At 70.2% G+C, this 25,661-nt stretch carries 28 protein-coding genes and 4 pseudogenes; 23 read left to right on the top strand and 9 right to left on the bottom strand.

Annotated features, from left to right (window positions below):
• Positions 1–189 precede the first annotated feature (189 nt).
• Positions 190–432 (bottom strand): annotated as a pseudogene (locus tag ACIRJT_RS16890) (site-specific integrase); the annotation flags it as partial.
• Positions 433–568: 136 nt separating this feature from the next.
• Between ACIRJT_RS16890 and ACIRJT_RS16885 the strand changes: the two are divergent.
• The 12 genes and pseudogenes from ACIRJT_RS16885 to ACIRJT_RS16830 all read left to right on the top strand — a co-directional run bounded on the left by ACIRJT_RS16885 (position 569) and on the right by ACIRJT_RS16830 (position 9,907).
• A complete protein-coding gene (locus ACIRJT_RS16885) occupies positions 569–1,315 on the top strand; it encodes a hypothetical protein (protein ID WP_403909698.1) in 747 nt (248 codons plus the stop codon).
• 129 nt (positions 1,316–1,444) lie between these two features.
• On the top strand, positions 1,445–1,693 hold the full coding sequence (locus tag ACIRJT_RS16880; RefSeq protein WP_403909695.1) for a hypothetical protein: 249 nt from the start codon (positions 1,445–1,447) through the stop codon (positions 1,691–1,693).
• Positions 1,690–2,091, top strand: a complete 402-nt coding sequence (locus ACIRJT_RS16875) for a DNA-binding protein (protein ID WP_403909692.1) — start codon at positions 1,690–1,692, stop codon at positions 2,089–2,091. Before ACIRJT_RS16880 ends, ACIRJT_RS16875 begins: the two co-directional genes overlap by 4 nt.
• A 321-nt stretch (positions 2,092–2,412) precedes the next feature.
• Positions 2,413–2,760 carry a transcriptional regulator gene (locus tag ACIRJT_RS16870; RefSeq protein ID WP_403909689.1) on the top strand — a complete coding sequence of 116 codons (348 nt, stop codon included), beginning with the start codon at positions 2,413–2,415 and terminating at the stop codon, positions 2,758–2,760.
• A pseudogene (locus tag ACIRJT_RS16865) lies at positions 2,757–3,339 on the top strand (hypothetical protein). The gene ACIRJT_RS16870 and the pseudogene ACIRJT_RS16865 overlap by 4 nt, the downstream one beginning before the upstream one ends.
• Before the next feature lie 300 nt (positions 3,340–3,639).
• The gene (locus ACIRJT_RS16860; protein WP_403909926.1) at positions 3,640–4,083 is read left to right on the top strand and encodes a hypothetical protein; all 444 of its coding nucleotides are present in this window, start codon (positions 3,640–3,642) and stop codon (positions 4,081–4,083) included.
• Positions 4,002–4,385: a DUF6193 family natural product biosynthesis protein gene (locus tag ACIRJT_RS16855; protein ID WP_403909685.1), complete on the top strand. Its 384-nt coding sequence runs from the start codon at positions 4,002–4,004 to the stop codon at positions 4,383–4,385. The genes ACIRJT_RS16860 and ACIRJT_RS16855 overlap by 82 nt, the downstream gene beginning before the upstream one ends.
• Positions 4,386–4,784: 399 nt before the next feature.
• Entirely contained in the window at positions 4,785–5,156 is a 372-nt protein-coding gene (locus ACIRJT_RS16850) for a DUF6193 family natural product biosynthesis protein (protein ID WP_403909682.1), read from the top strand.
• Between the two features lie 356 nt (positions 5,157–5,512).
• A complete protein-coding gene (locus tag ACIRJT_RS16845; RefSeq protein WP_403909679.1) occupies positions 5,513–8,107 on the top strand; it encodes a DUF262 domain-containing protein in 2,595 nt (864 codons plus the stop codon).
• Positions 8,108–8,336: 229 nt separating this feature from the next.
• Positions 8,337–8,929: pseudogene (locus tag ACIRJT_RS16840) on the top strand (hypothetical protein); the annotation flags it as partial.
• A gap of 230 nt (positions 8,930–9,159) precedes the next feature.
• On the top strand, positions 9,160–9,699 hold the full coding sequence (locus ACIRJT_RS16835; protein ID WP_403909676.1) for a hypothetical protein: 540 nt from the start codon (positions 9,160–9,162) through the stop codon (positions 9,697–9,699).
• Positions 9,683–9,907: a hypothetical protein gene (locus tag ACIRJT_RS16830; RefSeq protein WP_403909674.1), complete on the top strand. Its 225-nt coding sequence runs from the start codon at positions 9,683–9,685 to the stop codon at positions 9,905–9,907. The genes ACIRJT_RS16835 and ACIRJT_RS16830 overlap by 17 nt, the downstream gene beginning before the upstream one ends.
• 64 nt (positions 9,908–9,971) lie before the next feature.
• On the opposite strand, the gene ACIRJT_RS16825 is transcribed toward ACIRJT_RS16830, so the two are convergent.
• Positions 9,972–10,871: an aldo/keto reductase gene (locus ACIRJT_RS16825; RefSeq protein ID WP_403909671.1), complete on the bottom strand. Its 900-nt coding sequence runs from the start codon at positions 10,869–10,871 to the stop codon at positions 9,972–9,974.
• Positions 10,872–10,928: 57 nt separating this feature from the next.
• Between ACIRJT_RS16825 and ACIRJT_RS16820 the strand changes: the two genes are divergently transcribed.
• From ACIRJT_RS16820 to ACIRJT_RS16780, 9 genes are all read left to right on the top strand, one after another.
• Positions 10,929–11,585 (top strand): DNA-binding response regulator, encoded by a 657-nt coding sequence (locus tag ACIRJT_RS16820; protein ID WP_403909668.1) that lies wholly within the window; start codon positions 10,929–10,931, stop codon positions 11,583–11,585.
• A gap of 149 nt (positions 11,586–11,734) precedes the next feature.
• Complete coding sequence (locus ACIRJT_RS16815; protein WP_403909665.1) at positions 11,735–12,154, top strand: hypothetical protein; 420 nt, start codon at positions 11,735–11,737, stop codon at positions 12,152–12,154.
• A gap of 58 nt (positions 12,155–12,212) precedes the next feature.
• On the top strand, positions 12,213–12,590 hold the full coding sequence (locus ACIRJT_RS16810) for a DUF6193 family natural product biosynthesis protein (protein ID WP_403909662.1): 378 nt from the start codon (positions 12,213–12,215) through the stop codon (positions 12,588–12,590).
• A gap of 117 nt (positions 12,591–12,707) precedes the next feature.
• Positions 12,708–13,307 (top strand): hypothetical protein, encoded by a 600-nt coding sequence (locus ACIRJT_RS16805; RefSeq protein WP_403909659.1) that lies wholly within the window; start codon positions 12,708–12,710, stop codon positions 13,305–13,307.
• Between the two features lie 6 nt (positions 13,308–13,313).
• A complete protein-coding gene (locus ACIRJT_RS16800) occupies positions 13,314–13,493 on the top strand; it encodes a hypothetical protein (RefSeq protein WP_403909656.1) in 180 nt (59 codons plus the stop codon).
• Positions 13,494–13,545: 52 nt separating this feature from the next.
• Complete coding sequence (locus ACIRJT_RS16795) at positions 13,546–14,109, top strand: hypothetical protein (RefSeq protein WP_403909653.1); 564 nt, start codon at positions 13,546–13,548, stop codon at positions 14,107–14,109.
• A gap of 87 nt (positions 14,110–14,196) precedes the next feature.
• Entirely contained in the window at positions 14,197–14,781 is a 585-nt protein-coding gene (locus tag ACIRJT_RS16790) for a TetR/AcrR family transcriptional regulator (protein ID WP_403909651.1), read from the top strand.
• A 113-nt stretch (positions 14,782–14,894) separates the two neighbouring features.
• The gene (locus ACIRJT_RS16785) at positions 14,895–16,328 is read left to right on the top strand and encodes an MFS transporter (protein ID WP_403909647.1); all 1,434 of its coding nucleotides are present in this window, start codon (positions 14,895–14,897) and stop codon (positions 16,326–16,328) included.
• 146 nt (positions 16,329–16,474) lie between these two features.
• On the top strand, positions 16,475–17,239 hold the full coding sequence (locus ACIRJT_RS16780) for an SDR family NAD(P)-dependent oxidoreductase (protein WP_403909644.1): 765 nt from the start codon (positions 16,475–16,477) through the stop codon (positions 17,237–17,239).
• 119 nt (positions 17,240–17,358) lie between these two features.
• On the opposite strand, the gene ACIRJT_RS16775 is transcribed toward ACIRJT_RS16780, so the two are convergent.
• Positions 17,359–17,841: a hypothetical protein gene (locus ACIRJT_RS16775; RefSeq protein WP_403909641.1), complete on the bottom strand. Its 483-nt coding sequence runs from the start codon at positions 17,839–17,841 to the stop codon at positions 17,359–17,361.
• Positions 17,842–17,997: 156 nt separating this feature from the next.
• Here ACIRJT_RS16775 and ACIRJT_RS16770 point away from each other — a divergent pair.
• Positions 17,998–18,339: pseudogene (locus tag ACIRJT_RS16770) on the top strand (hypothetical protein); the annotation flags it as partial.
• A gap of 89 nt (positions 18,340–18,428) precedes the next feature.
• On the opposite strand, the gene ACIRJT_RS16765 reads toward ACIRJT_RS16770, so the two are convergent.
• Both ACIRJT_RS16765 and ACIRJT_RS16760 read right to left on the bottom strand, forming a co-directional pair.
• Entirely contained in the window at positions 18,429–19,202 is a 774-nt protein-coding gene (locus tag ACIRJT_RS16765; protein WP_403909638.1) for a polysaccharide deacetylase family protein, read from the bottom strand.
• A gap of 141 nt (positions 19,203–19,343) precedes the next feature.
• The gene (locus ACIRJT_RS16760; RefSeq protein ID WP_403909635.1) at positions 19,344–19,589 is read right to left on the bottom strand and encodes a DUF4287 domain-containing protein; all 246 of its coding nucleotides are present in this window, start codon (positions 19,587–19,589) and stop codon (positions 19,344–19,346) included.
• Positions 19,590–19,897: 308 nt separating this feature from the next.
• On the opposite strand from ACIRJT_RS16760, the gene ACIRJT_RS16755 reads away from it, so the two are divergent.
• Positions 19,898–21,064, top strand: coding sequence for an NADH:flavin oxidoreductase (locus ACIRJT_RS16755; protein ID WP_403909915.1), 1,167 nt, complete (start codon positions 19,898–19,900; stop codon positions 21,062–21,064).
• A gap of 99 nt (positions 21,065–21,163) precedes the next feature.
• Here ACIRJT_RS16755 and ACIRJT_RS16750 read toward each other — a convergent pair whose 3' ends face one another.
• From ACIRJT_RS16750 to ACIRJT_RS16735, 4 genes are all read right to left on the bottom strand, one after another.
• Positions 21,164–22,081, bottom strand: a complete 918-nt coding sequence (locus tag ACIRJT_RS16750; protein ID WP_403909912.1) for a D-alanyl-D-alanine carboxypeptidase family protein — start codon at positions 22,079–22,081, stop codon at positions 21,164–21,166.
• Between the two features lie 263 nt (positions 22,082–22,344).
• Positions 22,345–23,601 carry a sensor histidine kinase gene (locus ACIRJT_RS16745; protein WP_403909633.1) on the bottom strand — a complete coding sequence of 419 codons (1,257 nt, stop codon included), beginning with the start codon at positions 23,599–23,601 and terminating at the stop codon, positions 22,345–22,347.
• 17 nt (positions 23,602–23,618) lie between these two features.
• Positions 23,619–24,392: a two-component system response regulator CseB gene (cseB, locus tag ACIRJT_RS16740; RefSeq protein ID WP_403909630.1), complete on the bottom strand. Its 774-nt coding sequence runs from the start codon at positions 24,390–24,392 to the stop codon at positions 23,619–23,621.
• Positions 24,393–24,509: 117 nt separating this feature from the next.
• Entirely contained in the window at positions 24,510–25,508 is a 999-nt protein-coding gene (locus ACIRJT_RS16735; RefSeq protein WP_403909627.1) for an endonuclease/exonuclease/phosphatase family protein, read from the bottom strand.
• Positions 25,509–25,661: the final 153 nt, after the last annotated feature.

Raw genomic sequence — 25,661 nt, 5'->3', positions numbered from 1 at the left:
CAGGGACTGGGAGCCGATGACCTGACCAATCAGAAATCGCAGGTCGGAGCCACTTCAACGCCCTAGAAACCGTTGATTCCCAAGCTCAGAGCGCGAGTTCGATTCTCGTCACCCGCTCTTCCACGAACCCCCAGGCCAACGGCCTGGGGGTTCGTCGTTGTCTAGACCTCCCTAAGCGCCTTGCACCGCCTACGCACTACCTGACCCCTTTTCGCGGGCCTTGCGCACCATCCGGTCCAGCCCGCCCGCCACATCTTTTTGGCGCTCGTGGTCGGAGTGCTGATAGATCAGGGCGGCCTTCTCCGTCGACTGGCCGGCGCGCACCATCGTGTCTTTAAGCGTGGCCCCTGATCGTGTCGAGAGGGTGTGGCCGGTGTGCCGGAGGTCGTAGAAACGGAAGCTCTCCGGCATGCCTACCGCGGCCCGCGCCCTGCCTGGCACAGACGGTGAGATCGTTCAGATCGACGCCCTCTCGACATGGTTCAGCCTCTTCCTGGGGGCCAAGAGGTCCATCCTCACCGCCGCAGACCATGAGAATTGCACCCGACTTCTGGTCTAGGTTTTGCCTGTGAACCACAGCCGTTCCAACCTCGGCGCACCCAGCGAGCCCTTCTTGCCGCCGTACCAGGTAGTCCTGTCGGAGACCGATTGGGGTTCGCTCGAGACGCCCTTCGGGAACGGTGAGGACCTTCCCGAGGTCCTCACGCGACTGCTGACGCCCGACCCCAAGGTTCAGGTCAACGCCCTGTCAGAGCTGGGTGAGATGGTCGGCCACCAGAACACGATCTACGAAGCCACTGCCCCCGCCGCCATGTATGTCGCCGGCATCCTCACCCACCCGGCGGTTACGACCCCCCGGCCCTATCGCAACGTCCCCATTCGCGCGGCGCTGTTGAGCTGGTTGGCTTCCACGGTCTACGACGCCTCCGACGAAATTGTGGGCCGCACGGAGCAGTACTCCCCTGGATTCCTCGCCCCCGGCACCATCGTGACGTCCTTCCGAGACCTGCGCCCGATGCTCTGTCGGGCGGTCTCGCCCTTCCTCCGAGACAGCCACGAGGACGTGCGTGAAGCCGCCGTTATCGCCGCACTCATCCTTGCCGAGCACCCCGCGCTCACCGGGCACCGCGATCAGCTCGTCGTGCACGCGCGCGCCATCCTGGACACCAGCGGCGACGAGCCCAACCGGCGTGTTGCCCGGAAGGCGCTCGAAGCGTGGGGCCACGGCGCCCCCGATTCCGAGCCTTTGCTGGAGGAGTCCTGGGCCTGGGGGCCACACAGTGATGGCCCCAGCTATCTCGAACCACCCTTCTGACCGATACGCGCATGGTCGGCGGGCTCGTACTCCAGCACCGGAAACCGCACCCTCCGGTGGCGGCACCTTGACCGGAAGGATCGGTGCCACAAACCCAAGCCTGCGTGCATACTCCAGTATGCTTGACGTATGTCCTCAACGACTCGCATCACCGTCACGCTCCCCAGCGACCAGGTGGCGGAGCTCCGCAAGCTCACGGACAACGTCTCCGGCTACGTGGCGGAAGCCGTAGCCCGCCAGATTCGGCACCAGCTGCTGGGCGACGGCCTCCGCCGTCACAAGGAGGAGCACGGACCCTTCAGCGACGAGGAGCTCGCCGAGGCCCGCGCGAAGATCTTCGGCTCCGCTGGCGCTTCCACGGGCGCGGACGCCGCGTGATCGAACGCATCGAAACCGTCGTCCTGGACTCGGAAGGGCTTTCCGCCTGGATCGCGCAGGACCGCAAGCTTCTCGCGATGCTTCAGGTCTTCCACGACATGGGAGCCGACCTCGTGATCGGGGCGAACACCATCGTGGAAGTCAGCCACTCCCGCACCAACATGCCCCGCCTGAACTGGGCCCTGTCCCGTGTCAAGGTGGAGCCCGTCACCGAGCAGGCGGCGAAAGCGACGGCTGAGCTCCTCCAAGGCGCCGGGCTGCACGGGCACAAGTACGCCATCGACGCCACGGTCGCCGAGGTCGCCCTGCGCCAGCAGAAACCTGTCGCCCTCCTGACCTCCGACAGCGACGACATGACCAAACTCTGCGGAGACCAGGTCCGCATCATCCCTCTCTGACGCGCCGGCCCACACCGAGCGCGCCCTGGCAAGGTCCGCTGCACCGCTACCCTCGTGCCCCATCCGTGCCCAGCAGAGCGGACAACAACGGTCAGGTACAGCTTCCAGAGACCATGGAAACCCAAGCTCCCTCATGGGAAAGCGCAGGTCATAGCCCCTCTGGCAGCCCAAGCACCGCTGATTTCCAAGCTCGGAGCGCGAGTTCGATTCTCGTCACCCGCTCCACATGAAAGCCCCTGACCATCGGCCAGGGGCTTCTTCGTTCGGATCGCCTTGGATGCATCCGGTCGGCTTCGTGGCCTCTCCCTGGATAATCGACGTATGGCATCACAGCCCAGTCATTCTGATCTCCGCCGTGCCAAGTTCGCCCGGCGAACGCCCGCAGCCCTCTCCGAGCTTGTCGGCCCCGAGCACGGCACGGTGCGCCTGCCAGTTCACCTGGCATGGTCGGGGCTGACCACGTTCGACCTCGACCAGCCACGGCTGCGGATGAGCTATTACCGCATCGTGTTGGCCGAGGGTCAGCATGACGATCTGGTCCGGTACCTCAACCGCGGCCTTCTCGTCAGTTTGTGGCCCACACTGCGCACACTGATCAGCCGTGATGTCCGTGAAGTCTGGGAACACTCCTTCGACGAGCTGGCTCACAGCGCCCAGGCTGCTGCGTGAACCTCACCGACCTGCACCGTCGCTCTGCTGGCTGATGTACTCGCCGTGGGCGGTGCCTACCCTCTGGCGCTTACCGGCGGCTACGCAGTTCAGGCACGCGGCCTGGTCGACCGGCTCAGCCAGGACCTCGACGTAGCGACGAGAACCCCGATCGCATGGAGAACATTGCTGCTGCCGTGCGCGCCGGCCTGCAACAACACGGATGGCAGGTCAGCGCTCTGGCGACCGCCCGTACACACCGAGCACGGATTGGTGCTGTCCCTCGATGATGTCGTCGGAACCAAGGTTCGCGCGCTCTTCGACCGCGGACTCGACAGGGATCTGATCGACGTACAGGCCGCTGCGAACCGCTGGAGCCCTGTCGAGCTGGAGGAGCTCGGACGCCGCCATGCCCGCGACTGCTTCGATTTGAGCGAGCTTCAGGCACGACTGGGCGGAGCCGACTGGATCGACGACACAGAATTCGCCGCTTACGGGCTCGACGAGAAAGCAATCACCGGGCTGCGGCAGTGGGCACAGGCATGGGCCACCGACATCGGCGAACGGCTCCAAGAGCTGGAGACTCCGCACGAAGACTGATGGCCGCATGGAGGCCGGATGCGCTCAGCACGATGCACGCCGGGCCACTCGGCCCACGCCAGCCGTGCCCAGAAGAGCGGGCAACAGCGGTCGGATACGGCTTACAGAGAAGGGACAGGCTCGCGAGGGAGACAGCTGTGGGGCAGAAGACATGGTAGTCGCTGGGCTTCGAACCGCCACGATGACCTGTGGGTGATGCAGCCACACCTGCGGCCCCACGAAGACGCAGTGCAGCGCCTTGAGAACACCCTGCTCGCCACCTGAGTCCGCCCCTTCCCATCTCAGCCAGAAGGATCGTCCATGGGCGAGTCCACCAACTGCAAAGGTCAGCAGACGCTGCACATCCTGCGCATGATTCATGTCCAGGTCGCCGCGTTTGCCGCGTCACAGCCCGACGCCGCCCTTGCCGACTTCGAGCAGTACATCCGTCTGGAGATGGAAGATTTCGACGCGGAGACCGAAGCGAACAAGCGGTCCGCTGAAGACGCCGTGCTGACAGAGCCGCTAACGGGCCCCTCGCGGATCCCGATCGGCATGCGGTCTTCCGGAAACGGCAAGCGGACTCCCCTGCCGACGAATCTGTTCGAAGGACATGGTGGGCGGAACGGATCGCCGTGTGCAGGAGAATCCCGAGTACCACAGACGCAGGAGAGAACAGGCGAATGGCAGACGAGATCGAGGCCGGCATCCCCGGTTCAGTCACCAGGGAGTGGCAGAGCGTCCTTTCGGAATCATCCAGCGTGATCGATCCGAACGTTGCACGGGCCGCCCATGCGGAGCCGAGACTGCGTTCACTTTTCCCGCTCATCAGTCACGGATCTCTTCAGTTCAGCCGCTGCACACGGTATCCATGGTCCCGGGACGTGCCCTCCCTCTTCGGACGACGCGACGGGCGCTTCTCCGTCATGCGCCTGTGGGAGACGGGTGAGTCCGGCCTCCGTGAAGTAGGCGTGGCGGACACCGCGTCGGAGGCAGTCGCGCTGCTGTCCGCAACCCTGCCCGAGGACTGGGGACCTGCGATCGAGGGGACGGCCGACGACCTGTGACATCGGGTCCCGCAGGGAATGGGTACCCATCTCCATTGCCCCGACGGCCCGTTGGGCCCGGACAGCTCTCCGCGACGGCAAGAGGCCGCGCACATCGAGGGCCGCGTAGCCAAGCCTTTCGCGTGGCTGTCGCGGTCCTCTCGTTGCCCATGAAGGACACTCCGCACCCCACCCCGGCACTGGCCGAGTGACGGGTTGGGGAGGCGGCCTGGGAGTGAGCGTCCTCGCACGCAACACGCGCCTGTACGAGTCGAGCTTGGTGTTCGACGATGACGAACCGATCGGCCGCCCGTGGGAGGAAACGCGGTGGTACTCAGGAGATGGGGAGATCGAGGAAGTCCCGAAGCCGGGCATCCCCGAGATGCAACCACCAGAGCCCCGAAAGTGATGGACTGCCGAATGGCGAACGATGAAGCTCTCACGCGGGCTGCTGGGATCGTCGCGACTGAGTGGAAGTCCGTTCTCGAATCCGAGGACGGACTGATCGATCCCGCCATGCCCCGGGCCGCCTACGCAGACCCTCGCCTGCGGGAACTGTTTCCGACGGTCAGCCACGGCGCCCTGTACCTCAGCCGATGCATTCGCCACCCGCGGCCGCACGACGTGGGCAGCCTGTTCCCGCGCGCCGGGGGCGGGTTCATGGTCGTCCGCCAGTCCGACGGTACGGTTCTCGGGGAGTCCGAGACGGTGGAGGAGGCAGTGGCGTTGATCGCCGCGAACCTTCCCGAAGGCTGCGGCCCAGCCCTCGACGGGTCGGCCGACGATCTGTGACCACGGCAGCAGCCACCCTGGGGGCCCTGCCGTGAGACCTCTGGGTTGGCGCAGCCCGCAGCAGCCCGGGTTCATCGGCGGTGCGTGGAAGCCTGGTTCGCCCGGGACCGCCACCCCGGCTATGCCGGATTCCTCGACTTCCCCGCTTGCCGCTGCTGGAGAACTGCGCGAGCCGCACAGGGACATGGGGACGGTGAATCCTCAGTGCCATGCGCGTTCACCGACCGGACCTCAGTGCCATGCGCGTTCACGACCGGACTACGCGCGGCGAAGCCGCGCACTACGCTCTTGGTGGGGAGACGTCACAGGTCGCGAGGCCGCCGAGCAAGACGTTCACAATCGAGGGGGGCCGCTCCTTGCGTGCGCAAGAGATCACCTTTTTGAAGCTCGTTCAGGGGGAGAAGCAGTTCCAGGTACCTCTCTACCAACGGACCTACAGTTGGACGCGGAAGCAGTTGGAGCGGCTGTGGGACGACCTGATCGACTTGGTCGAGCAGCAGCTCGAAGGAGGCAGTCCCCCCTCGCACTTCCTCGGCTCCGTCGTTCTGGCCCCGGGCCAGTTGCAGGCCGGAGGAGTGCAACGCTGGCTCGTCGTGGACGGGCAGCAGCGGATCACCACCATCATGCTGGCGTTCACCGCGTTGCGCGACCACATCCGGGATTCCGTGGCTGAGGGTTCCGCGCGGACGGCCGACCGTATCCACCGCCAGTACCTCGTCAACGAGTTCCTCGAAGGCGATGAGTACTTCCGGCTGCTTCCCACCCAGGCCGACCGGGCGTCCTACGGAGCCTGCGTCTCCAACAGTCCTCGTTCAGGCGGCGCCGACAACATCGGGGCCTCCTACCGCTTCTTCCGCGGCGTGCTGGCGAGCGGACAGGAGCAACACGGTGCGGAGTGGACGACCGCGGTGGAGATAGCCCTACGGGATCTGCTCTCCATCGTGGAGATCACCGCCGAGCGCGGTGACAACGTGTACCGGATCTTCGAGTCGATCAACAACACCGGCGTAGGCCTGAGCCAGAGCGACCTGCTCAGGAACTATGTGTTCATGCTGCTCCCTGGCCGGGGGGAGCGTGTGTACGAGCAGCTGTGGCTGCCCATGCAGCAGCAATTGGGGCCCAAGAATCTGGAACTCCTCGTCTGGCTCGACCTGGTCGTACGCGGCGAGAGCAAGACGAAGCAGACCGACATCTACCGCGTCCAGCAACAGCGGCTCGAGCCGCTGGCAGGGAACGAGGAGGCGCTGGAGAAGGAGATCGGCGAGCTCGCCCGGCGGGCCGAGCTGCTGCGGCGGATCCTCGATCCCGCTCTGGAGCCGCATGACGAGCTGCGCCAGCAGCTTCGCCACCTCGCCCGCTGGGGCGGACGCATCCACTATCCGATCGCGCTCCATCTGCTCGATCTCGTGGACGCCGGGCGCGCCCAGGCCGACGAGGCGGCGAGGGCCCTCGGATACGTCGAAGGATTCCTCGTCCGCCGCATGCTGTGCCAGGTCAGCACCCAGAGCCTGAACCGGCTCTTCATGTCGATGCCGGGTGACATGGAGACCGACCGGCCGGCCGCGGAGGCGGTGCAACGCTACCTCTCGGGCCGACGCCGCGGCTGGCCCACTGACGCCGAGGTAGCCGACGGAATCCGCAGCAAGCCGTTCTACTGGAACGGGCAGGGACCGCAACGCGCGTACGTCCTGGAGCGGCTGGAGGAGAGTTACGGATCGGCGGAGCCCGTGGACTTCAAGCGGGCCAAGCTCACGGTGGAGCACGTGCTGCCACAGCGGCCGGCCCAGGCATGGATCGACGTCCTCGCCGAGGATTCGGATGACGGCCAGACCCCTCAGGAACTGCACGACCTGTTGGTCCACACCTTGGGAAACCTGACGCTCTCGGCCGAGAACACCAAACTCTCCAACCACCCCTTCGAGCGGAAACAACAGATTCTGGAGGCGAGTTCGCTCCGGATGAACCAGGAGATCGCGGCGACGCGCCGGTGGGGCCGCAAAGAGATCCTGGACCGTGCCGACAACCTGGCCGCGCGTGCCGTCTCCCTGTGGCCCGGCCCCGAGGGGGAGCAACGCGCGGACAGCGAGGAGCGGACGGGGTGGGCCGATCTGCGCGCCGCGCTGATCGCCATGCCCACCGGCACCTGGACCACTTACGGGGACATCGCCGAACTGATCGGCAGCCATCCTGTCCCGGTCGGCAACTTTCTCGCCACGAAGGCCGGCGTGCACGGGGCTTACCGGGTGCTGACCGCCGCCGGACGGGTCTCCGCGTCGTTCCGCTGGTCGAACGACGAATACGGCGGCAACCCCCTCACGCTCCTGCACGCGGAAGGGGTGCCGTTCGACGCCAGCGGGAAGGCGCGCAGTTCCCATCGCCTGACCGCGGAGGACCTCGCTTCGCTCCTGGGCAAGGAGGTGCCCGAGATCGGATCGTCGAGCGGCTCCTCCGACTCGGCGGCCACGGGCAGATCGTTCGATGCTCGTGCCGCGCGCTTCACCGAACTGCTGCGGGCCAATCGGCCGGACGCCGCCGACGCGATCCTCACCGTCCTCCAGTCATGGGAAGGGATCGCTCCTGGCTGCCATCTCGACTACGGCAGGGCGACCGAAACCAGCTGCTTCCTGATGCTGCGCAAGGAGTCCGCGCCCCGCGCCGCCGCCATCTGGCCTTTCACCCTCTACCCCGTATTCGGCACAGTCGAGGTCGTCTTCCAGTACATGCGCTCCCGGCCGCCCTTCGACGACAGCGGACTGCGTCAGGAACTCATGTCCCGTCTGAACGCCGTCCCGGGTATCGAACTGGCGGAGGCAAAGCTCGAATTGCGCCCGTCGTTCCCTCTTGAGGTGTTGGCTAACCGTTCCGAGGAGATCGTCGGGATCATGTCCTGGTTCGTCCAGCAGGTCGTGGCGCACGAACCATCGGACGAGCAGGGGCAAGTCTCCCTCTGACCTCGCACGATCGACCGACGTGTGACGACCGGTAGCGGGGCTGCGCCATCACCTCGGTGCAACGCGGCCCGCATGGCCGCCCCGGTGCCGGCGGCCCTCGCCCACTCGCGTCACCCGTCACGCTCCCCAGCGAACAGGTCGCGAATCTCCGCAAGCTCACGGACAACGTCTCCGGCTACATGGCGGAAGCCGTGGCCCACCGGATCCGGTGCCAGCGCTCCACCGGATCCGGTACCAGCGCTCCACCGGCCCCGCCAAGGGCGCGGACGCCCCCGGCATCGGCTACTTCGTCAGGCTCTGACCGCTGGGCACGGCGCTGGTGGCGGACGGGCTTCGCCGCGTGCTGCTCGTGGACGCGCTCGACAAGGGGGACGTCGACCTGCCCAACGACCTTCTGACGGTCTTCGAGGAGGGTGAGTTCGAGATCCCCGAACTCACCCGGCTGCCGCCCGGCGAGGACGACATCGAGGTCCACAGGGCGCGGGGCGGCGACACCGTGACCGTCCACAGGGGGTAGTGCGCTGCCAGGAGTTCCCGGTCGTGGTCATCACGAGCAACGGCGAGAGGGAGTTCCCTCCCGCCTTCCTGCGCCGCTGCCTGCGGCTGGACCTGCCGGATCCTGACGAGGACCGGCTGCGCGCCATCGGGACGCCAGGGCCCTCTCGCCCTGGTGTTCGGCGGGGGAAGCGGATGCGGACGATCAACCGTCTCCGTGCAGCTCATGACCCGGCGTTGCGCGACGGCGGACTGGTCGACTTCTCCGCTCTCGCCCCCACGACGAGAAAGGCTTTCCGGACGCCCGCCCGCTCCCTCTTCCCCTGAACCAGCTCCCTGACCCGGCTTACGGCTCGACGGCCGGGTCACCGAAGCCGGTCGCCTGCTCCCATTCCGCGGACTCCGCTCCCGGATACGTCGGCGGCTCGGCGCGCTCCTGGCCGCGAACGCCGTCCGGGGTGGGACCCGCGCGCGGGAGGTTAAGTGTTCTCGTGTACCGGCTGATCGAGGACTACGCGAACGAATGAGTGGGGACAGCGATGCGAAGCAATGGCCGCATGAGGGAAATCCTGTGGGCAACGGACGTCACCGATCTGCATGACCAGGACGCCCCGCCCCTGTTCCGTGAAGTCGCCGGGCAGGGATGGTCCGTCACCGCCTCCGGTGGGCGCGTGCTGACCGGCCTCCGTCCGAGGACGCCTGGCGCCTACGCCGACCGGCTCGCGGAGGAGACCACGATCAACGGGAGAGGAATGACCGACTACGACCTCCCGGCCGCACCGCACGAGCGCACGCCACTCCTCGTCCGGAGGTGCCTGGCGTACGTGTCCGCCTGCCTCCGCAAGGCGCAGGAGCAATTCGGCGACACCGAAGTGAAGGCGTATGTCTCCCTTTCCTTCGCGGACACCGAGGAGGCCCTGCTCACCTCGAACATCACCTTCTGCACTCCGCTTCCCGACGTACGCACCTACGTCGCGGACCTTGAGGGCGTCACGGACGCGGCCGTCGCGGAAATCTCGGTGGAGGACTGCTCGGCATGGTCGTCACCCCAGCGCCGAGGGCATTCCCGGAGAGCACAAGATGATCGAGATCGATGACGTCGGCCGAATGACAGCAGGGGACGAATGCGGCAAATTCGTCAGGATCGAAGAACTTCCCGATGATCCGCCCAGCTACTTGATCCTCATCGCCGAGGACCCGGAGTTCCTCGACGGGTGCGGTGACCACTGGGTGGAGAACCGCGAAGACCTGGACAGGTTCTTCACCGAAGCGCGTTGGGAAGTCGAATGGTCCAATCGTCGATGAACGACACGCCTCGTGCGCCCCCATGATCACCGGAGGATCCACGGACCCCGGACCTGACGACGTCTCAAGGAACTACCGCCAGCTCGTCCAGGTCGTCCTTGTTCAAGTGGAGAACGGCCGCAGCGATGTTGTCCTCCACATGAGACACCGAGGAGGTGCCGGGGATCGGGAGGACGACCGGGGACTGGGCCATCATCCAGGCGAGCTTGATCCGGGCGGGAGACACACCGTGCCGGGCCGCGATCCGACCGAGCGGTTCGGCCGGCTCCGGGCGGCCCAGGCTTTCCAGGGAGAAGAACGGCACGAAGGCGATGCCCTGCCGGGTGCAGGCGTCGAGGACCGCCGGGTCGGGGCGGTGGAACAGCCCGTACAGGTTCTGCACGGCCACCACCGGGGCGATCCGCTGCGCCCGGGCGAGCTGATCGGTGGTCGTGTTGCTGAGGCCGAGGTGCTGGATCAGGCCTTCCTCGCGCAGGGCGGCGAGCGCGCCGAACCGCTCGGCGAGTGTCCCGTAATCGTCTCCGCCCGCGTCCCCGTCCGCGTCCTCATCCGGCTGAAGCCGCAGGTAGACCAGGTCGAGACGGTCCCGGCCGAGCTCCCGCAGAGTGCGGTGGACGTCTGCGGCCAGCCGCCGGGGGCCGGCCGGGGCGCCCCAGCCGCCGTCGGGGTTCCGGACCGGGCCGACCTTGGCCGCCAGGACGAGGCCCTCGGTGTAGGGGTGCAGGGTGCGGCGGATCAGTCCGTTCGCCGAGAGCCCGCCGTGGAAGTAGAACCAGGCGGTGTCGATGTGGTTCACCCCCAGCTCGACGGCCCGGCGCAGTACGGCCGCCGAGGTCTCCGGATCGTTCGCGGGGCCGGCGATCTCCCGGGCCGGCAGCCGCATGGCGCCGAAACCCATCCGGGCTACGGGAAGGTTTCCACCGAGGAGGAAGGAAGGGGCGGCTTTCTCACGGATCGTGGTCATGCCTCCTGATCCTCGGTACCGCTCGTACCGGAGTCGAACGGCTGGCAGGTTGGTGCCATGACGAGCATCGTGACGCTGCGGGGCACGAACGAGCTGGTGCGGCGTGCGGGCGCCCTCTTCGACGGCGTGCGGCGGGAGTTCCTCTGCGCCGCCGGGGAGCACGAAACGTGGTCGGCGGCCGCCTCCGGCGCGCGACGGGCCCTCGTACCGGGCCTCGTGGTGCGCAAGTTGTACGGACCGGCCGTCTTCCAGGACGCCGGGGGAGGGGAGTTGCTCGACCGTATCGCCGGTGCCGGCGCGGAGGTCCGGATCTCGCCGGCGTCCCCTGCCCACGAGGTGATCGTCGTCGACCGGCGGCTCGCCGTTCTTGCGGCCCCGCGGCCCACCACCGGTGGACTCCGCACGTACAGCGTCGTCCAGGAGCCGGACGTGGTGGCCGGAGTACGGGCCCTTTTCGAGGCCGCCTGGGAGACCTCGGCGGACCTCGCCACGTACCGTCGCACCCCGTTTCCCCGTCTCGGCGAGGCCGAGCAGACCGTTCTGCGGTCCCTGGCGGCCGGGCACACGGACGTAACGGCGTCCCGCCTTCTCGGGGTGTCGCTGCGAACCTACCGGCGCCGGGTCGCGTCCCTCATGACCGCGCTGGGCGCCCGTTCCCGCTTCCAGGCCGGCCTGCGGGCCCGCGAAGTCCTCGACCGCCGCTCGGACGACTGACGCTGTCCGGCACCCCGAACACAGCGCGCAAGGCGCAGAGCGCAGGGCGCAGGGCGCTCGGCCGAACATCGGGAGGGTTCCCCGGCTCGGAGCGCGAGTTCGGCCCTCGTCGGGCCACGCCCGGGAGCGTGGGCGTTAGGATCCGCCACGTGGACGATGACAGGCTGATCACGGCACGTGTTCGTATCCAGCTCGTACCGGCGGTGCTGGCACTGGCCAATCCGCCCTGGCAGCGTGATGTGTGGCTCGATCCGTCCACGTTCGAGAACCTGGACCACATCTTCCACGTTCTCTTCGACGACTTCTGCGATGCCGAACACCCGGAGCGGTACCTCGGTATCGGCCTGCGCACCGACGAGGAAGTCGCGCTCATGCGGCAGCTCGGCGCCGCGCTCGACACCGCCGGGACAGAGGCCCCGCACGACACCGACGTGGAATACCTGCGCGCCGGCAGTTGGCCCCAGGTCGTGGCCGTCGCCGGTCGCCTCGCGCAGGTCATGATCGCCAATGACCTCCTTGAACTTCTCGCACTGCATGAGGGCCGAGTCGCGGCGCAGGCGGCGCGGTAGAGCCGGGTGCGGCAACGTCCGAACGTCCGAAGAAGCCGACAGCATCGGAGTGACCCAGGTGGACAGTGAGAGCGCGGTGCGCTCCCGGAGCGCTGCTGACATCGTGGCTGCGGAGTGGTCCGCTGTGCTGTCCTACGGGCCCGATCTCATCGATCCGGCTGTGCCCCGGACCGCCTGCGCCCACCCGCCCTTGCGGTGCCTCCACCCCATGGTGAGCCACGGCGTCCTGTATCTGAGCCGGTGCACCCGGTGGCCGTGGACACGTGACGTCGGTACGGTCTATCCGCTGGTCAAAGGCGGCTACCGCGTGCGTCGGGAGTCGGACGGAACCCTCCTCGGCGAGGTCGATACGGTGGAAGCGGCATACGAGTTGGTCGCCGGCCATCTTCCGGACGGCTGCGGGCCCGCGATCGACGGAACCCCTGACGACCTGTGATCCTGGAACACTCCCGCACACCTCGCACGCGGGGGCGGCCTGCCCGACCCTGGGGCCCGGTGCCTGCCCTCCGGAGGAGTGGGAGTTGTTCCGAGGCGTTGTCGGCAGAAGGTTCCCATGGTGATCGGCGCGGCGGGCGGAGCCAGGGGTGTCCTGGACGTTCTCAAGGGCCAGTGGCGGTACAGCGAACTCTGGCTCGCGGTGGGGAACAAGGAAATCGTCCCGGTACCGGCAGGCGCCCACACGGACGGCTCCCTCGCCGGGCGTATCGCCGAGGGGTGCCGGACGGCGGGAGTCGACGCCGTGCTGGTCGTGCGTCCCGATGCCGGGTCGGCGGCTCCGGCCCACCGTCTACCGCCGACCGACCCCCGCCTCCTCACGCTGTCCCCGCCCCTTCTGCTCGTCGCCGCGGGCCTGGAGGGGGCGATGCTCTTTTCCCGGCCCGGCTTCGCACTGGTCGCCGGTACACCGTCGTTCCTCGCGGGGGCCGCGCCGGAGGGAGTGGACCGAGGCCGAGCCCGATTCGCCCGTTACGCACGAGCCGCAGCGGGGCGATGGCCCGGCCTGGAGTCGACAGCCCGGTCGTTTCGTCCCGTACAGGTCGCCTGGAAGCACCCGCGGGACGTCTCCGCGGGCACCGCCACTGCCCAACAGCTGACTTTCATGCGCGATTTCGCGGTAGGGCGGTGTACGGGCAGGGAGTTCGCCATCAAGTAGCTGGACGTGAGACGGCGTTCGCTGCGAGGAGGCGAACGGGTCCGCGATCCCTTGGAGACTCTTCTCGACCGCGTCTTCTCGCTGCTGGAGGACTTCTCCATCGACCCGCGGTTCGAGGGGCCCGACGATCTTTCGGTCGAAGAGCTGAGGAACGCCGTGATCGGGCTGCTGCGTGAGGCGGAATAGGGGCAGGGGTGCTGCCGCCGGTACGAGCAGCCCAAGGAGGGAAGGACCTCACATGATGCACACCCGTGACGACCTGGCGGCCGAACTCCGGCTGCTCCGGGGCCGCCCGAGTACCGGTGCCGCGCCGCCCGTTCTCTCCCTCTTCGCCGTCGACGCGTCCGGGGACGCCGCGGCGTACGAACAGCGTCTGCGGTCGGTGCTCTCAGCAGCCGTACGACTCGGCGTCAGCGCGGATCCCGAGCAGGAGAGCCTGCCGGTCGACGGCGTACCGGACTGGTTCGTCGCCGCGAGCTCCGGGGGCGAGGGGCCAGTCCCGCAGTTCGCACGGGCCGGGCGCGACGGGTACGTGGAGCACACCGGGGGCGGCCGGCCGTGGGAACTGCGGGACTGGCTCCACCGCTTCGGCCCCGACGAGGACTCCCGGGGCTGGGCCTGGTGGGACGCCGTACAGGTCGGACCGTCCCGCGTCCACATCTGGGTGGACAGCTGGGGGGAATCCTTCTTCGGGTGCCAGGATCTGCTCTGGGCCGCCCATGTGGCGGGCGCGGTCCGCGTCGACGGCCCCACGGTCCACCGCTCCGTCGTGTGGGCGGCGGAGCGGGACGCCACGCGCTGAGCGGCTACCGCCCCCTGGCGACGCAAGGCCGCCCACCGCCCGTGGTGATATTTGACCGATCGTTTCACTATCGCCTAGAGTTCGACCGTGGCCAGAACCAAGGAATTCGACCCGGAAGCCGCACTCCAGTCAGCCCTCCAGCTGTTCTGGCAGCGCGGCTACGAGGCGACCTCGATGGCGGATCTCGTCGAGCACCTCGGCATCGGACGTGCCAGCATCTACGCCACCTTCGGCAACAAGCACGAGCTGTACCTGAAGGCGCTGGACCGCTACAGCGAGAGCAGCGACTCGGACCTGCTGCGTGAACTCTCCCAGCCGGGCTCCGCACTGCCCGCCGTGCGTACGGCGGTGCGGCGGTTCGCCGCCGAGGCGAACGCCGACGACCAGCGCGCCAGAGGGTGTTTCATCACCAACACGGCCGCCGAGCTGGGCCCGCACGACCCGGCGGCGGCCCGCCGGGTCGAGGCGAGCTGGGACCACTTCGAGACGCTGCTGCACTCGGCGCTGGCACGGGCCCAGGCGCAGGGCGAGCTGCCCGCGGACCGTGATCCGCGTGCGCTCGCGCGGATGCTCCTGGTGCTGATGCAGGGCCTGCGGGTCGTCGGCAAGGCGACGAAGGAACCCGGCCGGGTACGGGACGCCGCCGAGCAGGCATTGAGCCTGCTCGACTGAACAGAACCACCGCGAACGACGCCTCTGAGCGGCAGCACCGCCGGACAGCACCTCCTGTGGGGGGTGCCTTCATGACCTCATAACAGAACGTTCAGTCAAATATCGGGGGAGAAATGGCCGGCCAGCAGAGCTGGAGCACCAGGACCGAAAGAGCCGCCTTAGCCGCACCCGGTCCCGCACCCGGTCCCGCACCCGGTCCCGCACCCGGTCCCGCACCCGGTCCCGCACCCGGTCCCGCACCCGGTCCCGCCTTCGCGCTGCTCGGCGTCGTCCAGATGTCGCTGCTCTTCACGCTCACCTCGCTCGTCGTGCCGCTGCCCCGGATAGGCGACGCGTTCTCGCTCGGCCGGGCCGACTTGATCCTCCTCAGCTCCGCCTACGGCCTGGCCTTCTCCGGGCTCCTCCTCTTCGGTGGCCGCGTCGCCGACCGTTTCGGCGGGCGTCGCGCCCTCACCGCCGGGCTGCTCGTCTTCACCGCCGCGTCCCTCGCCGCCCTGCTCGCCCCGGGCGCGGGGACCCTGCTCGCCGCCCGCTTCGCGCAGGGCGCCGGCGCCGCCCTCGCCGCGCCCGCGGCCATGTCCGTACTGCGCGCGTCCTTCCCCCGGCCCGGGGCGTACGGGCGGGCGATGGCCACCTGGGGCGGGCTTTCGGTCATCGGCGCCACAGCGGGGCACCTGCTCTCCGGGGTCATCTCGGCGCTCGCGTCCTGGCGTCTCGCCCTGGCCGTCCCGGTCGTGGTGGCCGCCCTCGCCCTCGTCCTCGCCCCGCGGCTGCTGCCGGCGACCCCGGCCGGTACGGGCCGTTCCCTGGATCTGCCGGGTGCGCTGCTCTCGACCGCCGGGATCACCCTGGCCAGCTACGGCCTCGTCCTCACCGAGGCCCGCCCCTGGGGATCGGCGGCCGTCCTCGTTCCGCTGATCGCCGGGGCCGCGATGCTCACCGCCTTCCTGGTCGTCGAGCGCCGCCTGCGCGACCCGCTGCTGCCCCTCGGATTCCTCCGCGACCGTCGCCGGGCCCTCGCGCTCGCCGCCATCGGGCTGACGGCGGCCGGGACCGCCACCACGTTCACCCTTCTCTCGCTCCACCTTCAGCAGGGCCGCGGCTGGTCGACGCTGGCGACCTCCGCCGCCTTCGTTCCCTTCGCGGTGGCGCTGCTCGTCTCCGGCCGCACTGCGGGCCCGCTCATCGCCAGGTACGGGGCGCCCGCCGTGACCACCGCCGGACTGACGGTGGCCTCGACGGGCCTCGCGCTCATCGCGCTCACGGGCCTGACACCGCACCACTCCTACGCCTACGGGCTCCTCCCCGGCCTGCTCCTGCTGCCGGCCGGCGCGGCCGCCGGCTTCGCGGCGGCCTCCGTCCTCGCGACGGACGGGGTGGAGCCGCGACGGACCGGACTCGCGGGCGGCGTCATGAACACCGCGATGGAACTGGGCCCGACGGTCGTCCTCGCCGCCCTGCTCACGCTCGGCTCCGACAGCACCTCACTCGCGGCGACGGCGGTCCTCCTCGCCGTCGCCGCGTTCATCAACCTCCGTACCGAGTAGCCGAGCGAGCACGCTGCCCCGTGGCCGCCACGTAGCCGCGCGAGCACCTTGTCCCTCAGCCGAAGAACAACCGCTTACCTCCTACCGCGCACCTCTTGCCTCTTATCTCTTACCTCTTACCTCTTACCGTCAAGGGAGTCATCGCCATGCCCGCACGCTTCACCGACAAGGCCGTCCTCGTCACGGGGGCGGGATCCGGCATCGGCCGGACCGTCGCACTCGCCTTCGCCGCCGAAGGGGCCTCGGTGGTCGTGGCCGGACGTACCGCCGCACCGCTCGACGAGACGGTCGCCCTGATCCGGAAGGAGGGCGGCTCGGCGGTCGCGATCACCGCGGACGTGACCCGCTCCGAGGACGTCCGGGCGCTGGTCCGCCGCACCGTCGAACACTTCGGGAGCCTCGATGTCGCCGTCAACAACGCGGGCGTCTTCCGCGGCGGCGCTGCCGTAGCCGACCTCTCCGAGGAGGACTGGCGCACCCAGCTCGACATCAACGTCACCGGGGTCTTCCTCGGCCTCCAGGCCGAGATCGCCCGGATGCGCGACCAGCCCACCGGCGGCGCGATCGTCAACATCGCCTCCAACCTCGGCGCGCACACCCGAATCCCGGGCGCGGCCGGCTACATCGCCACCAAGGCGGCCGTCGCCGCCCTGACCCGGGCCGCCGCCCTGGACCACATCGCCGACGGGATACGCGTCAACGCCGTCAGCCCCGGCGCGACCGCCACCGCCATGTCGCTGCATCCGGGCGAGACCGAAGCAGGCCGGGCCGCCCGGATGGAGGACGAGTCGCCGCTGGGGCGGGTCTCCTCCACCGCCGAGGTCGCGGCGGCCGTGCTGTATCTGGCCTCGCCGGACGCCGCTTCCGTGGTCGGCAGCGACCTGGTCATCGACGGCGGCGCCTCCGCCTGATCGCGCTCCCGGGGCGTGCGGCCGCCGGAGAGTGGACGCCCGAGGTCCGGGTACCTGGACGCTCCAGGTCCGGGTTCCCGGGTACCTGGACGCCCCCGGTGCCCGGACGCCCGCAGGCGTCAGCCGTGCATCGCGGAGGTGTACGCGAACAGGGCGATCACGCCGGCGACGCACACGAGGATCACCCATGAGCTGAAACCGGTGTGCCTCCCTCTGCCGTTCCGCCGCGCGGACCTGCGGGTCTTGCGGGACTTCCCGGACCGCCGGGGCCGCCCGGCGTCCTGCCGGTCCAAAGCGGGCCGCGACGCGTCGGCGGCCGCGTCGGCCAGCAGGCGCCGGCAGGTCGCGGCGAGCACGCCCGTACCGGCGGAGAGGGGCACCACGGCCTCCGAACGCGCCGGAGCGGTGGTGCCGCCGTCCAGGATGCGACCCGCGCGTACGAGGATCTCGTCCCGGCCGCCCGCCGGGGCGAGGCTGATCCACCGCCGCACGTGTTCACCACGGATGACCATCCCCCCGGACCGCTCCCGGTACACGGTGTGCTCCCGCCACAACACCGCCGCCAACTCCTGTGCCGTCTCTCTCAGTTGTGCGCCCACCATCCGTCCCCCCACCTCGCGTCGAATCGAACAAGCATCGAACTCTACTGGCGGGCGCGGATCCTTGAGCATCAGCCCCACCTCAGGACGGCCCGGCCCGCGTCCCCCGACCGCTCCGTCGGGCCGTGCTGGGCGAGCAGCGAGCCGAGCAGCGAGGGCATGGCCGCCTTCGGTGACAAGGGGAAGGGAATGACGCTCTACTTCATCAAGATGAAGGTGGCGAACGTCGGCGGCACCGACCTGACGTACGCGTCGCTGAAGCTGGACGGTGTGCTCGAAGGGGGCGCGGGCACGGGCATCGTGCTGATCGGAGACCTCCCGGGCAAGTGCGACAGGGAGAGCACGCCCCGCGAGTTCACCACCGAGGGCGCTCCGTACGAGACCTGCTCGCTCACCGCCACGAAGGGCTCGCCGGTCACGGCCGCGCAGTTCGACGAGGGTGACGCGTACAGCGACAGTCCGGTTCTCTGGGCCAACTGCGTTTCCGCTGAACGCCCTTGATCGGGGCGGGGCGAGCCGGCGAATCCCCCTCACCGCACAAGGGCTCCGTTCACCGCGCAAGGGGTCCGCTCACCGCGCGAGGGCTTCGCTCAGCGCACGGGGTATCCGAAGGAGTAGCCCTGCTCCTTCAGCCAGGGCAGGACCTCGCGCAGAGCGGCCAACGTCTGCGAGCGCTCCCCGCCCGCGTCGTGGAAGAGGACGGTCGAGCCGTTGGAGATCTCGCGCTTGACGGTGGCGACCATGGTGTCCGCGCCGGGGTGCTGGAAGTCCTTGGTGTCGACGTTCCAGCCCAGCGGTCGCATCCCGTGGGACGCGGCGAGCTGCCGGCTGTACGGGGTGAACGCGCCGCCCGGGGCCCGGTAGTACTGGGAGCGGACGCCGCCGGACGCCTTGGTGATCATGCGTTCGGCGTCCAGGATCTGCTGGGACTGGTAGGCCTCGGGCTTGGTGTCCATGGCGGTGTCGTGCGAGACGGTGTGGTTGCACAGCCGGTGGCCGTCCGCCACGACCTGCTTGACCAGGTCCGGGTATGCCTGGGCCTGGGTGCCCACCATGCAGAACGTGGCTTTCACGCCTTCGTCCTTCAGCAGGCGCAGCACCTGCGGTGTCCAGACCGGGTCCGGTCCGTCGTCGATGGTGATGTTGACGCCCCGGGCCCCGCGGTCCGAGGCGTGCGCGATGTCCACCGCCACCTTGTCCACGGGCCGGTCGCGCTCGTCCGGCGAGACGACGCTCCCCGACGACCGCCCCCCGGTGGTGTCGGCCTGCGCGGTCCACACCGAGGTGGCGGCGGCCAGCGCCGTCACGCCGAGCGCCGCCGCGAGGAGCCGGCTGTGCCATGCCCTTCCCTTGTGCTTGCCCATGTCCGCCCGCCCCTTTTGCCGTCTCCACCGATGCCGTGCACCCATCTGGACAGGCGAACGCCCTGGTGGGATGCCTCGGTTACCGATCGCGGACACAGCTGGAGGGAGCCGGCGACAAACGAGGGCCGTCGAGAGACCGGGTCAGTGGGCGGAGACCGGTCCAGCGGCGTCGCCCTCGGGGTGGTCGCCCTCGGCGAGGGTGTGCGCGACCAGGGCGTTGGCGTGGCCGTGGCCCAGTCCGTGTTCGGACTTGAGCCAGGCGACCAGCTCCATGTGCTTGGTCAGCGGGGAGGTGCGGATGAGGCCCTTCCACTCGGAGACCGGGCGGCCGTACTTCTTCTCGATCGAGGGGAAGTAGCTGGCAGGGCCCTTCGCGGCGTCGGTCATGGGATGTCCCGTCTTCTGTGCCCTCCCCGTCCGGAAGGCGTCGGGGATATGACCGGCGGTGGACGGCGAAGTCATCGGCACTCGGGAGTGGTCCAGGTCACACACCCGCCCCCGTGTGCCGCACCGCCGACGATCCAGCCACCGGAGGCCGACTCCGTTCTTTGCTCAGGCTTTGCCCGGATCGGGGGCGGCGCCGGGATGCCCACGCGGCGGGAGCGTGTTGGGGCCGGGTGGACACCCCCGGCTAGCGACAGGAAACCGACGTGACAGACGTGACGGCACACGCTCCGACCGACGTGACGACCGACCTGAGGACCGACGAGACGACCGACCAGGCAGGCACCGCAGCCTCCACGAGCACCGAGGCGTCCGCAGCCCGCGCGGCGCGCGCCCTCTCCCGCCCGTTCACCGTCCGTGGACTCACCAGCCGGAACCGGATCGCGATGGCGCCCATGACCCGGCAGTTCTCCCCGGACGGCGTGCCGGGGCAGGACGTTGCGGACTACTACACCCGGCGGGCCGCCGGTGATGTCGGGCTGATCATCACCGAGGGCACCTACGTCGACCACGCGTCCGCCGGGACCAGCGACCGCGTCCCGCGCTTCCACGGCGAGGCGGCGCTCGCGGGCTGGGCCGACGTGGCGGACTCCGTGCACCGCGCGGGCGGCGCGATCATCCCGCAGCTGTGGCACGTGGGCGTCACCCGCACCGAGGGCGCCGGCCCCGTGCCGGACGCCGAGCCGGTCGGCCCCTCGGGCCTGTCCCTGAGCGGCGAGCCCAAGGGGCGCGCCATGACGCAGCAGGACCTCGACGACGTCATCGCCGCCTTCGCCGACGCGGCGGCCACCGCCGAGCGCATCGGCTTCGACGGCATCGAACTGCACGGCGCCCACGGCTACCTGATCGACCAGTTCCTCTGGTCCGGCAGCAACCGGCGTACCGACGCCTACGGCGGCGACCTGGTCTCCCGGACCCGTTTCGCGGCCGAGATCGTGGCGGCCTGCCGCGCCGCCGTCTCCGACGCCTTCCCTCTCTTCTTCCGGATGTCGCAGTGGAAGGCGGACGCCTACGACGCGAAGCTCGCCCGGACCCCCCAGGAGCTGGACGACCTGCTCACGCCGCTGGCCGAGGCCGGTGTCGACGTCTTCCACGCGTCCACCCGCCGCTACTGGCTGCCGGAGTTCGAGGGCTCCGACCTGAACCTGGCCGGGTGGGTGAGGAAGATCAGCGGCAGGCCGACCCTCACCGTCGGCTCGGTCGGCCTCGACGACGACTTCTTCAGCGCCTTCCAGGGCAACGACTCCAAGGTCACCGGCATCGAGCAGCTGCTGGACCGCCTGGAGCGCGACGAGTTCGACATGGTCGCCGTCGGGCGGGCGCTGATCTCCGACCCCGAATGGGCGGCGAAGACCCTGCACGGGCGCACCGCGGACATCACCCCGTTCACCGCGGAGATGCTGACGACCCTGCACTGACCCGCGAGTCGCCGCCCCGGTGCCGTATGCCCATGCCCGCTTGACCCGGTGCCCTATGCCCGCTTGACCTGGTGCCCTATGCCCGCTTGACCCGGTGCCCTATGCCCTCTTCGCCGCCGCCGGGAGGCCCGCGCGGATCGCGGTGATCAGGGCGCGGCTGGCCTCGTGGGCGGCGGCGCTGCCCTCGGCGGGGGTGGTGCCCGCGCGCTGGTGCAGGACGACCCCGAGGACCAGGCGGGAGACTCCGGCGACCTCCTGCGTGGTGGCCCAGACGAGGTTGCCGCCCGCCGGGGTGGAGGAGCCGGTCTTCAGGCCGATGACCCCGTCGCGCCCGAGCAGCTTGTTGGTGTTGCGGAAGGTCACCCCGGCGCCCGGGGCCGTGACGGAGGCTCTCGCCACGATCCGCCGGAAGGCCGGGTCCTCCATCGCGGCGCGGGCCAGCCGCAGTTGGTCGTCCGCCGTACTCCTCGAACTCGCCTCCATACCGCTCACCCCGGTGTACGTGGTGGCGCGCATGCCGAGTCCGGCGGCGGCCCGGTTCATCTTCGCGACGAACGCCTTCTCGTCGCCCGCGTCCCAACGGGCCAGCAGTCGCGCCACGTTGTTGCCCGACGGGACCATCATCAACTCCAGCAGCCGCCGTTGGGTGTACTCCCGCCCGGCGAGCACCGGGGCGGTCGTCTCGACGGAGGAGTACGACTCGTCGGCCGCACGCCGGTCGGCGACCACGGTCGCGCCGGGGGCGTCGGCCCGCATCGGGTGGCCCTTCAGGATGACGTAGGCCGTCATGACCTTGGTGACGCTGGCGATCGGAACCGGCTTCTGCTCGCCCCGGGTGCCGAGGCTGCCGATCCCCTCGACCGCCACGCTCGCCTGGCCCTCGCGCGGCCAGGGCAGCTGCATCGACCTGGCGAGCGGTGCCACCTTCTCCCCCGGCCCGTCCGCGGGGGCCGGCCCGACCGCGGACCTGCCGCCGCCGGCCGCGTACCACCCGCCCGTACCGGCCACGAGCACCACGGCGGCGGTCAGCGGTACGAGGACCGAGCGGCGGAGTCGGAGGCGGGCGCGAAAGCGGGCGCGAAAGCCGCTCCCGGCGACCGGGGCGGGGGCAGGAGTGAGGGCGGGAACGGCGGGGGTGTCGGGAGTGTCAAGGGTGTCGGGCATGGGCTCCTCCAGGTGACCGGTGCGATTTCCCGTACCTCTGTCACCTTCGAGGAGTCGTCCTTCCGCACCCGTACAGCGCCGTTTCCGCCCCCGCGAGAGTGCGTTTCGGTTCCGTATCAGGCCGGACCCGGGGTCAGGTCGAGGGTCGCGAGCGCTCCACCGCCCGGGGCGTTCGCGAAGGTCAGCCGGGCTCCGAGGACTTCGGACTGGCCCTGGGCGATCGTCAGGCCGAGACCGTGTCCCCGGCCGCGTTCGCTCGCGCCGGTGCGGAAGCGCTGCGGGCCCCGCTCCAGCAGGTCGGGCGGGAAACCCGGCCCGTGGTCGCGCACGGCGATCCGGGCCCCGGTCACGGTCACCTCGACGGGAGCCGCGCCGTGCCGGTGGGCGTTGGTCACGAGGTTGACCACGATCCGCTCCACCCGGCGCGGGTCGGTCTCCACCACCGCGGCGGCCCCGACGTCGACCCGGGTGTCCGTGCCCGTACGCCGCACCACGTCCGTGACCAGTTCGCCCAGCGGCACCGGGTCGAGGCGGGCCCGCTCGACGCCCGCGTCGAGGCGGGAGACCTCCAACAGGTCCTCCACCAGCGCGTTCAGGGCCCGCAGCCGGTCCCGTACGAGACCGGTCGCCTCGTCGTCGTCGGGCAGCAGCCCCGCGGCGGTGACCAGGCCCATGAGCGGGGTACGCAGTTCGTGTGCGACGTCGGCGGTGAAGCGCCGCTCGGTCTCCAGCTTGCGCTGGAGGGCGCCTGCCATGTCGTCGACGGCCGCCGACATCTCGGTGATCTCGTCGCGGGCCCGCCCCGCGGGGCCGATGCGCGCGTCCAGGTCGCCGTCGGCGATACGTCGGGCGGTACGGGCTCCGTGGCGCAGTCGCCGATTGACCGGTTCGGTGGCGAGCGCGGCGAGGGGGACGACGAACAGGAGGGCGACGAGGACGGATTTCACGATGCTGCGGTCCAGGAGCTGGAGGCTCCGGACCTCGGCGCTCATGTCGTCCCGGACGACGAGGATCCGGTCGTCGGCGACGGCCACGGCGCCCCACATCCAGTACCAGTTGGGCGGATCGACGTCGTACCAGGTGGCGTATCCGCCGTCGGTGTCGGGACGGCGTTCGGCGAGGTCGCGCGCCAGCGGCGGAGGCAGCTCGGCCCTGGTCCGTACGTCGATGTCGGCCGGTGCCCTCCCCGTACGGGAGAACTCCCGCTCGGCGGCGATCAGCCGGGTGAGGGTCCGGTCGTGGCCGACGCGCAGCCCGCGCTCCCGGGTCGCGTCGTGGACCAGGAGGCCGACGACGGCCGCGACCGCACAGCAGGCGGCGGCGGCCAGGGCCGCGATCTTCCAGCGCAGCGCGCGGGGGTTGAAGAAGTCCACGGCGTCCGCCCGGCCGCTCAGCCGCGGACGAGTTTGTAGCCGAAGCCGCGGACGGTCTCGATCCGCCCGCTGCCGATCTTCTTCCGCAGCCGCAGTACGCACAGGTCGACGACCCGGGTGTCGCCCTCCCAGCCGTAGTCCCACACGTCGCGCAGCAGCCGTCGGCGGTCGAGCACCGAGCCGGGCGCGGCGGCGAACTCCAGCAGCAGGCGGAGCTCGGTCGGAGTCAGCGACACGGTCTCGCCGGCCCGGCGCACCTCCATGCCGAGCGTGTCGACGCTGAGGTCTCCGAAGACCAGGATGTGATCGGGGCGGCCGGGCTTCCCGGCCGCCCCGGGCCCGTCCGGGCGGAAGGTGGCGCGGCGCAGCAGGGCGCGGATCCGGGCGACCATGACGCCGGTGTCGACGGGCTTGATGACGTAGTCGTCGGCCCCCGCCTCCAGCCCCGCGACCACGTCGAGGGTGTCGCCGCGCGCGGACATCATCAGGACCGGGACGGGGCTCTCCTCGCGGATCCGGTGGCAGAGGCCGATGCCGTCGAGCGCGGGCAGCATCACGTCGAGGATCAACAGGTCGTGCGCGCCCGCCCGGAAGGCCTCCAGGCCGGTGAGCCCGTCGGCGGCCACGTCCACGCGGTAGCCGTAGCGTTCCAGGGCCAGTTGGACGGCGCGGCGGATGGTGGCGTCGTCCTCGACCACGAGCACGCTGACGGGGGCCGGGCCCCGGGCTTCGGACACGCTGCCTACCTGGGCGTTCGAGGTCTTCAAGGTCTTCGAGGTCTTCGAGGTCATGGGTCGCTCGCATCGTAGTCGGGGGAGGGCGCGGGGCCCGGTCGCCGGCCCACCCCGGCGGCGGCGGATTCGTCACCGGGACGTCACCGGCTCACCGTGGCCGCCACCACCGGGACGTCACCGGCTCACCGTGGCCGCCACCGGGAGGTGGTCGCTGCCGGTGGCGGGCAGGGTCCAGGCGGCGCGCGGGGTCATCCCCCGTACCAGTACGTCATCGATGCGGACCACCGGGAACGCGGCGGGCCAGGTGAACCCGAGGCCGTCGCCCGCCTCCCGTTGCACCGAACGCAGCCGCGAGGTCACCGGGGCCAGCGCGCCGTCCTCGTACGTCCCGTTGAAGTCGCCCAGCACCACGACCCGGGGCGCGGGCTCCGCCCGGAGCGCGGCGGCCAACTCGCGGGCCGCCGCGTTGCGGCGGCCCGTCGTGAAACCGGCCGCCGAGACCCGAACCGACGCCAGATGGACCGCGTACACGGCGACGGGCCCGTCCGGGGTCCGGGCGGTGGCGCGCAGGGCGCGGGTCCACGGCATGATCGGCACCACCTCCACCTCCGCCAGCGGGTACCTGCTCCAGATGCCGACCCCGCCGACCACCGCGTGGTGCGGATAGGCGGTGGCCAGTTCGCGGGAGTAGACGGTCGCCGACGCGTCGGACAGCTCTTCGAGCGCCAGCACGTCCGCGCCCGCCCCGGCGAGGACCCGCGCGGTCCCGGCGGGGTCGGTGTTCCCCTCGCCCACGTTGTGGCTGACCACGGTCAGATCGCCGCCGTCCGATCGCTTGTCGGTGAGCGCGCCGCCGAAGAGCGTGGCCCAGACGACGGCGGGCGCGAGCACCGCCGCGATGGCGGTCCGGGACCGGCGTACGACGGCGAGCCCGAACAGGACCGGCACGCCGAGGCCGGCCCAGGGCAGCAGCGTCTGGAAGAGACTGCCCGCGTTGACGCCCGCGCTCGGGATCCACCCGTGCAGCGCCATCGCCGCGGCCCAGACGACCGCTGCGGCGGCGAGCCACGGGCCGGGGCGGCGGGCGGACCGCCCGGTGGGCCCGGAGGGGGCGGGCCCGGGGGCTGGCTCCGCGTCCGTGGGAGACGCTGCGGCCTCCGGTGGGCTCAGCACGGCATTGGTCTCCTGACGTTCGCGTACACCGGGGTCGGGTACACCGGGGATCGGGTACGTCGACAGCCTCCTGGAGCACCGCTTCCGGCTGGTCAGGGGCGTGCTTCGAACACCGCACGGCTCTGTATCGGCTAGGTATCGGCAGGTGCGCGG

It is taken from the genome of Streptomyces sp. NPDC102283 (genome assembly GCF_044766265.1).
Taxonomy (GTDB): Bacteria; Actinomycetota; Actinomycetes; order Streptomycetales; family Streptomycetaceae; genus Streptomyces.
The sequence above is the reverse complement of the archived record's forward strand: the minus strand, read 5'-3'. Positions and strand labels throughout refer to the sequence as shown.

Bases quoted from the DNA above. Each gene is read 5' to 3' on its own strand.
- ACIRJT_RS16780 (WP_403909644.1), top strand. From the start codon at position 16,475: ATGCCCGCACGCTTCACCGACAAGGCCGTCCTCGTCACGGGGGCGGGA.
- ACIRJT_RS16795 (WP_403909653.1), top strand. From the start codon at position 13,546: ATGATGCACACCCGTGACGACCTGGCGGCCGAACTCCGGCTGCTCCGG.
- ACIRJT_RS16855 (WP_403909685.1), top strand. From the start codon at position 4,002: ATGGCAGACGAGATCGAGGCCGGCATCCCCGGTTCAGTCACCAGGGAG.
- ACIRJT_RS16860 (WP_403909926.1), top strand. From the start codon at position 3,640: ATGGGCGAGTCCACCAACTGCAAAGGTCAGCAGACGCTGCACATCCTG.
- ACIRJT_RS16880 (WP_403909695.1), top strand. From the start codon at position 1,445: ATGTCCTCAACGACTCGCATCACCGTCACGCTCCCCAGCGACCAGGTG.
- ACIRJT_RS16835 (WP_403909676.1), top strand. From the start codon at position 9,160: ATGAGGGAAATCCTGTGGGCAACGGACGTCACCGATCTGCATGACCAG.
- ACIRJT_RS16870 (WP_403909689.1), top strand. From the start codon at position 2,413: ATGGCATCACAGCCCAGTCATTCTGATCTCCGCCGTGCCAAGTTCGCC.
- cseB (WP_403909630.1), bottom strand. From the start codon at position 24,392: ATGACCTCGAAGACCTCGAAGACCTTGAAGACCTCGAACGCCCAGGTA.
- ACIRJT_RS16805 (WP_403909659.1), top strand. From the start codon at position 12,708: ATGGTGATCGGCGCGGCGGGCGGAGCCAGGGGTGTCCTGGACGTTCTC.
- ACIRJT_RS16760 (WP_403909635.1), bottom strand. From the start codon at position 19,589: ATGACCGACGCCGCGAAGGGCCCTGCCAGCTACTTCCCCTCGATCGAG.
- ACIRJT_RS16825 (WP_403909671.1), bottom strand. From the start codon at position 10,871: ATGACCACGATCCGTGAGAAAGCCGCCCCTTCCTTCCTCCTCGGTGGA.
- ACIRJT_RS16775 (WP_403909641.1), bottom strand. From the start codon at position 17,841: ATGGTGGGCGCACAACTGAGAGAGACGGCACAGGAGTTGGCGGCGGTG.
- ACIRJT_RS16765 (WP_403909638.1), bottom strand. From the start codon at position 19,202: ATGGGCAAGCACAAGGGAAGGGCATGGCACAGCCGGCTCCTCGCGGCG.
- ACIRJT_RS16850 (WP_403909682.1), top strand. From the start codon at position 4,785: ATGGCGAACGATGAAGCTCTCACGCGGGCTGCTGGGATCGTCGCGACT.
- ACIRJT_RS16830 (WP_403909674.1), top strand. From the start codon at position 9,683: ATGATCGAGATCGATGACGTCGGCCGAATGACAGCAGGGGACGAATGC.
- ACIRJT_RS16785 (WP_403909647.1), top strand. From the start codon at position 14,895: ATGGCCGGCCAGCAGAGCTGGAGCACCAGGACCGAAAGAGCCGCCTTA.
- ACIRJT_RS16820 (WP_403909668.1), top strand. From the start codon at position 10,929: ATGACGAGCATCGTGACGCTGCGGGGCACGAACGAGCTGGTGCGGCGT.